The sequence below is a fragment of the Polynucleobacter sp. es-GGE-1 genome (assembly GCF_018882005.1).
Classification (GTDB): domain Bacteria; phylum Pseudomonadota; class Gammaproteobacteria; order Burkholderiales; family Burkholderiaceae; genus Polynucleobacter.
Genome location: NZ_JACVPE010000010.1, coordinates 1 through 6,442 on the forward strand (window position 1 = coordinate 1; position 6,442 = coordinate 6,442).

General features: G+C 44.6%; 8 protein-coding genes and 1 tRNA gene. 1 reads left to right on the plus strand and 8 read right to left on the minus strand.

Annotated features, from left to right (window positions below; all coding sequences use genetic code 11):
• On the plus strand, nt 1-97 hold a 97-nt coding region (locus tag ICN35_RS08820; RefSeq protein ID WP_216123889.1), incomplete at its 5' end, for an IS3 family transposase.
• Nucleotides 98-166: 69 nt separating this feature from the next.
• Here the strand turns inward: ICN35_RS08820 and ICN35_RS08825 are convergent.
• The 8 genes from ICN35_RS08825 to ICN35_RS08860 form a co-directional block, all read right to left on the minus strand.
• Entirely contained in the window at nt 167-688 is a 522-nt protein-coding gene (locus ICN35_RS08825; protein WP_216126799.1) for a pilin, read from the minus strand.
• A gap of 121 nt (nt 689-809) precedes the next feature.
• A complete protein-coding gene (locus ICN35_RS08830) occupies nt 810-1,514 on the minus strand; it encodes a TerC family protein (protein WP_216126800.1) in 705 nt (234 codons plus the stop codon).
• 95 nt (nt 1,515-1,609) lie between these two features.
• A complete protein-coding gene (sucD, locus tag ICN35_RS08835; protein ID WP_216126802.1) occupies nt 1,610-2,503 on the minus strand; it encodes a succinate--CoA ligase subunit alpha in 894 nt (297 codons plus the stop codon).
• A gap of 15 nt (nt 2,504-2,518) precedes the next feature.
• Nucleotides 2,519-3,688 carry an ADP-forming succinate--CoA ligase subunit beta gene (sucC, locus tag ICN35_RS08840; protein ID WP_215295802.1) on the minus strand — a complete coding sequence of 390 codons (1,170 nt, stop codon included), beginning with the start codon at nt 3,686-3,688 and terminating at the stop codon, nt 2,519-2,521.
• A 188-nt stretch (nt 3,689-3,876) separates the two neighbouring features.
• On the minus strand, nt 3,877-4,395 hold the full coding sequence (gene recX, locus ICN35_RS08845) for a recombination regulator RecX (RefSeq protein ID WP_216126806.1): 519 nt from the start codon (nt 4,393-4,395) through the stop codon (nt 3,877-3,879).
• A gap of 17 nt (nt 4,396-4,412) precedes the next feature.
• The gene (recA, locus tag ICN35_RS08850) at nt 4,413-5,504 is read right to left on the minus strand and encodes a recombinase RecA (protein WP_215295804.1); all 1,092 of its coding nucleotides are present in this window, start codon (nt 5,502-5,504) and stop codon (nt 4,413-4,415) included.
• Between the two features lie 119 nt (nt 5,505-5,623).
• Nucleotides 5,624-6,157 carry a DUF2878 domain-containing protein gene (locus ICN35_RS08855; RefSeq protein ID WP_216126808.1) on the minus strand — a complete coding sequence of 178 codons (534 nt, stop codon included), beginning with the start codon at nt 6,155-6,157 and terminating at the stop codon, nt 5,624-5,626.
• Between the two features lie 60 nt (nt 6,158-6,217).
• A tRNA-Met gene (locus tag ICN35_RS08860) sits at nt 6,218-6,294 on the minus strand.
• Nucleotides 6,295-6,442: the final 148 nt, after the last annotated feature.

Sequence of the window (6,442 nt, forward strand, 5' to 3'; positions counted from 1 at the left end):
GGAATATATCCACTACTACAACCATGATCGAATCAAGCAAAAACTAAAGGGATTGAGCCCGGTGCAATACCGAACTCAATCCCTCGTGCTAACCTAACTAAACTGTCCAACTACTGGGGGTCAGTTCAGAAGGTGGCTTACCCATCAATAGTTACAGAAGAAATCTTTATTTACTAATTCTGCACTCAGAAGGTAGTAACTGAGAAATTAGATTGGTCTCAGTCGATCTGCATGACCAACCTCCAGCCCAAGTTGAGCCCTCAGGTTTTGACAAATCAATTGGCTTAGGTGAGTTTGTATCTGGCTCATTGGTGGGAACAAGGTGCAATGTGTTTTTACCTTCAGGCGCCACACTAATTTGGTAATCAATCGCAATTGCCCCTGATGGGGTAACTTCAATCAATTTAACGCTTCGTGTTGGCGTAAAGGTGAAAGATCCGCTTGTGGCTTCATCCATAGGCACAGTTCCACGACTAGCAAATGCTTCTGTGACGGCAAGCTTTGCGCTGGAGGAAAGATTCATGCCTTCAATAACTCGGCTACGAGCAATGTAGTCCTGATACTGAGGCACTGCCACTGCAACCAAAATTCCAATGATCGCCACTACCACCATGACTTCTATCAGCGTAAAGCCAGACTCTTGATGAGTCTCTTGTTGTCCCTGCTTGTCCTGATTTTTACTTTGCATATCTTCTAGCTCCTGAGGTGAAATACCTCATCATCCAGTCTATACCTCTTGAACTCAATGAGGCTAAGAAGTAAAAAAGCCGGCTTTCAAGGCCGGCTTTTCTGATTACCTGGAAAGAAATTTACGCTTCTTTGTGAGCATTCTTTCTCTTTAAATAGGTTCCAACCAAAATAACAATTGCGACACCAATCACCTCAAAGGCGAGCTTTGCATCACCTAATGCCTCTTGGATACTATCTTTAATAGCTGGATCATCAACCAACATACCACCAGCTAGAAGGCCTAATAAACCAGCACCCAAAGTAATAATGATTGGGAAACGCTCCATCACCTTTAACAACATAGCGCTGCCAAAAATGATTAATGGGATAGACATTCCAAGTCCAATAATCAGAAGCAATAAACGAGTTTCTTCTGGACCCTTTTGTGCAGCCGCGGCTACAGCTAAAACGTTATCCAAACTCATGACTAAGTCTGCAATCAAGATTGTACGTATGGCCGCCCAAATACTTGTCTTAGCCTCCATATGCTCTTCCCCGCCGCTATCAGACAATAACTGAATTCCGATATACAACAGCAATAAACCGCCGACGATTTTTAGATAAGGCAAGGTTAGTAAGGCCACTGCAGTAATGGTTAGTACTACACGCAAAATAATCGCTGCTGCACTACCCCAAAAAATGGCTTTCTTTTGCTGGGCTGGCGGCAGGTTACGTGATGCTAAAGCAATCACTACTGCGTTATCACCCGATAACAAAATATTCGCAACAATAATTGATAAGAGTGCCGCCCAAAAAGTAGCGTCAGAAAATGCCGAAAAATCCATGATGTCTCCTACGTTTTTATGTTTTAACTTCTTTTTAATTACTGATTACTACGAAAAAGGATACTGAATATTCAGCATCCTTTTTTGACTGCTCATTACAACATAGCTTTTAACAATGCAGCCATTTCCGATGGGTTCTTTGTCACCTTGAAACCACACTCTTCCATCACAGCAAGCTTAGCGTCAGCTGTATCTGCGCCCCCAGAAATCAACGCGCCTGCATGACCCATCCGCTTACCTGGAGGGGCAGTAACGCCTGCAATAAAGCCAACTATTGGCTTCTTCATATTATCTTTACACCAGCGTGCTGCCTCAGCCTCATCAGGCCCACCGATTTCACCAATCATGATGACAGCGTCTGTATCTGGATCTTCATTAAACATGCGCATCACATCGATGTGCTTCAAACCATTAATCGGGTCACCACCAATACCTACTGCAGTAGATTGACCTAAGCCAATTGCAGTCAATTGACCAACCGCTTCGTATGTCAAAGTTCCAGAGCGGCTCACAACACCAATACGACCTTTCTTGTGAATATGGCCTGGCATGATACCGATCTTGATTTCATCAGGAGTAATAATTCCTGGGCAGTTAGGGCCAAGTAACAAAGTTTTCTTGCCGCCCTTAGCTTCTTTAGCTTTCATCTTGTTTCGCACTTCCAGCATGTCGCGTACTGGAATACCTTCTGTAATACAGATCACGAAATCGAGGTCAGCTTCAACTGCTTCCCAGATTGCAGCGGCTGCGCCTGGAGGTGGAACATAAATGACAGAAGTAGTTGCACCAGTTTGAGCCGCAGCCTCTTTAACAGTCGCATAAATTGGAATATTAAAAATAGACTCGCCAGCCTTTTTAGGATTTACGCCAGCAACGAAACAGTTTTTACCGTTTGCGTATTCCTGACATTTTTCAGTATGGAACTGACCGGTCTTACCAGTAATACCTTGTGTAATGACTTTGGTGTTTTTATTGATCAAAATAGACATATTGAAATTCCTGGATTATTTGTTTTTGGCAACAGCCGCAACTACCTTAGTAGCGGCTTCAGCCATTGAGTCGGCGCTAATGATTGGCAAACCAGAGTCCACAAGAATTTTCTTGCCTAACTCTTCATTAGTGCCCTTCATGCGCACTACCAAAGGAACTGTGAGGTTTACTGCCTTACAAGCAGTAACAACACCGTCAGCGATCACATCGCAACGCATAATCCCGCCGAAGATGTTGACCAAAATGGCTTCAACACTCTTATTCTTGAGCATGATCTTGAATGCTTCGGTCACTTTTTCTGCAGTAGCACCCCCGCCAACGTCTAAGAAGTTTGCAGGCTCGCCACCGAATAACTTAATCGTATCCATGGTTGCCATTGCTAAACCAGCGCCGTTTACGAGACAGCCAATATTGCCATCTAAGGAGATGTAAGCCAGATCAAATTTAGAAGCTTCAATCTCAGCAGCATCTTCTTCATCGATATCGCGGTAAGCAACGATTTCTGGATGACGGAATAATGCGTTTGGGTCAAAGTTGAACTTAGCGTCCAAAGCCTTGATCTTGCCATTACCTTCAAGAATCAATGGGTTGATTTCAACCAATGAAGCATCGGTATCCCAATAGGTCTTGTACAAGTTTTTGAATACATCCCGAGCCATCGGAATAGAGGCTTCAGGAACACCGATACCTTTTGCGACGATATCGCAGTCAGCATCTGTCATTCCAATCAATGGATCAACAAATACTTTGATAATTTTTTCTGGATGAGATGCAGCGACTTCCTCAATATCCATGCCGCCTTCGCTAGAAGCCATGATCACATTTTTTTGTGTCGCGCGGTCTGTAACGATACTGAAGTAATACTCTTTTTTGATATCTGCACCGTCTTCAATTAAAAGACGATTGACTTTTTGACCTTCTGGGCCGGTCTGGTGAGTCTTGAGTTGCATACCCAAAATTTCGGATGCGTACTTCTTTACGTCATCCATACTTCTTGCCAACTTCACACCACCGCCTTTACCACGACCACCAGCATGAATTTGAGCCTTCACAACCCATACTGGGCCGCCGAGCTTTTCAGCAGCCTTCATAGCTTCATCTACACTAAATGCAGGAATGCCATTTGGAACAGGCACATTAAATTGGCGCAGAAGTTCTTTGCCCTGGTACTCGTGAATTTTCATAATTACTCCGAAACGGTATCTTTTGTAGCAAGCGATGAGGATTAGTAAAACCGATATTGCCTTGATCCCATACTTACTCGAGAAATAGCTAAATTAGCCAAATTTGAATAAATGCGAACGGCTTGACCGACTTCATAAGTCTATCATGTTGCAATGCCGCAAATGGCAATTTTTGATCCGTAATTGCCCTAATCAGGGCTTTGACCGCCAATTATTCTGGCCACCACATCTGAACTAAAACCCTTAGACGCCAAAAACCGATATTGCCTTGCGCGCTCTTTCTGATCTTGGGCTTTTTCCCCGTATTTTCTTGCCCAAAGTTCATATGCCCGCTGAAATTCAGTCTCCTTTAAAACTCCAAGGAGCTTGGCTGATTGCTCCGAATCCACCCCCGCCCTCTCTAGCTCATCAGCAATTTTTCGAGTCCCATATCGCTCACTACGCCTTCGCACCAAGGCTTCCGCAAATCGCTCGTCGGATAACCAACCACGAGTCTCAAAATCATCCAAAACAGCCTCAATACTAAGAGTGGTAGCTTGCGAGGTTTGCTCAAGTTGCTCAGCGCCCAACCTTGCCCATCTAGCCTCTGATTCGGCCAACTTGGCGGCTAAATTTTTGCGACTATATTCTCGGAGCGATAAAAGACGCAAAGCCCGAGCTTTGAGACTCGGGCTTTGTTTAGGTTTTTTATTAGCTAATTCTGACATCGAATGATTCAACGCAGTTATTCGACTTCCTCTTCCTCGCTGAGGACATCGGTCACTACTGCAGAACCAGATTTGACGCCTAGTTTCTCGCGAATTTTTGCTTCGATATCTTTAGCAATCGCTGGATTCTCTTTCAAGAAATCGCGCACATTGTCTTTACCCTGACCAATACGATCGCCGTTATAGCTATACCAAGAGCCAGACTTTTCAACGATATCAGCTTCAACACCCATATCAATGATTTCACCTTCTCTTGAAATACCGGCACCGTACATGATGTCAAAAATGGCTTCGCGGAATGGAGGAGAAACTTTGTTCTTCACAACCTTCACGCGGGTTTCATTACCAACGACTTCGTCACCCTTCTTAATGCTACCAATACGGCGAATATCTAAGCGCATAGAAGCGTAGAACTTCAGTGCATTACCACCAGTAGTAGTCTCTGGGGAACCAAACATCACACCAATCTTCATGCGAATTTGGTTAATAAAGATCACGGTGGTGTTAGTGCGCTTGATAGCGCCAGTCAATTTACGTAATGCTTGACTCATCAAGCGAGCTTGCAAGCCGGGCAATGAGTCGCCCATATCGCCTTCAATCTCAGCCTTAGGAACCAAAGCTGCAACGGAGTCAATGACGATCAAATCGATTGAGCCGGAGCGCACTAGAGCATCTGCGATTTCTAAAGCTTGCTCACCAGTATCTGGTTGAGAAATCAATAAATTATTCACATCCACACCTAAGCGGGATGCGTACTGAACATCTAAAGCATGTTCAGCGTCGATAAATGCGCAAGTACCACCAAGCTTTTGCATTTCTGCAATCGCATGCAAAGTTAAGGTTGTTTTACCGGATGATTCTGGACCGTAGATTTCAATCACACGACCACGTGCTAGACCGCCAACTCCCAAGGCAATATCCAAGCCAAGTGAGCCACTCGATACCACTTGAATATCTTGGCTAATTTCAGCATCGCCCAATCTCATGATCGAGCCTTTGCCAAATTGTTTCTCAATTTGCGCTAAGGCTGCTGTTAACGCCTTTTGCTTATCTCCACTCATCCCCTCAAATTCTGAGGAAGCTGATTTTCTTTTGTCATCCAAGGCCATTTTTTATTCCTTTTTCACTTTGTATTGGGCTTTTTCCCGAAGTTTCATCTACTGTTTAACAACTTAGGATTTACTGTATATAAAAACAGTAGTATTTGCAAGCGACTTTTCAAGGGAATTTACAGATTTTTTACTAGTCCCTGCTCGATTGGGGTGCGGCCCCAATAGAAAAAGAGAGGCATTGCAATCGCCCATACGACGCCAACCAGGATAAAACCCGTGATTTGACCTCCGGGACCCCATCCTCCAGCCCCTAATCGAATGCCAGCCTCATAGGAAAGGGGGCCAGAAATAGCACCCAATGTGGCTGCCCAGATGGGCCTACCCCGCAACCAAGATAAGGAACCGTTTACGGTAGTGGCCACTAACACCCAAAGAGTCCACATCCATAAAGGGGATAGAAAGGGAGAAGGCCAATCATCTCGGAAATCCAAGTAGCCTAAATACATGATGAGGGAGTCAGTACAAATTCCAAAGAAGAGGGCTTTTAATAGGAGGTTCAATTCGGCTCTAGGGGATGGAGAGCGCCATGCATGAAACGCTATATAGGCCAAAGTACCAATTACCGGCCATAGCACCTGCTGATTAGCTGCACCCAATACACAAGCAAACCAACCAGCTTGAAAAAAGACAAAGTTCCAAAATTTAGCCATATATGAATTCTAGCTAGCCTAAGAAAAAAGCCACTGCCGGTGGGCAATGGCCTGTAGATTTGGTGGCGAATCAGGGATTTGAACCCCGGACCTGCGGATTATGATTCCGTCGCTCTAACCAGCTGAGCTAATTCGCCGAACTAATGATTATAAAACAATAGAAGGGGTGCTGTCTAAATGAAGCTGACTGTGCTGATGACGCTGATTAGTTTCGCCGCTATCTTACGCAAACCTCATCTAACCTCTATTTAAAAGCGATCGGGACCTAAAAGTAGCGGGGGGGGG

What these genes read in the sequence shown, in the direction of transcription:
- ICN35_RS08830 (WP_216126800.1), bottom strand. Translation starts at nt 1,514, where the DNA reads ATGGATTTTTCGGCATTTTCTGACGCTACTTTTTGGGCGGCACTCTTA.
- ICN35_RS08825 (WP_216126799.1), bottom strand. Translation starts at nt 688, where the DNA reads ATGCAAAGTAAAAATCAGGACAAGCAGGGACAACAAGAGACTCATCAA.
- recX (WP_216126806.1), bottom strand. Translation starts at nt 4,395, where the DNA reads ATGTCAGAATTAGCTAATAAAAAACCTAAACAAAGCCCGAGTCTCAAA.
- ICN35_RS08855 (WP_216126808.1), bottom strand. Translation starts at nt 6,157, where the DNA reads ATGGCTAAATTTTGGAACTTTGTCTTTTTTCAAGCTGGTTGGTTTGCT.
- sucD (WP_216126802.1), bottom strand. Translation starts at nt 2,503, where the DNA reads ATGTCTATTTTGATCAATAAAAACACCAAAGTCATTACACAAGGTATT.
- sucC (WP_215295802.1), bottom strand. Translation starts at nt 3,688, where the DNA reads ATGAAAATTCACGAGTACCAGGGCAAAGAACTTCTGCGCCAATTTAAT.
- recA (WP_215295804.1), bottom strand. Translation starts at nt 5,504, where the DNA reads ATGGCCTTGGATGACAAAAGAAAATCAGCTTCCTCAGAATTTGAGGGG.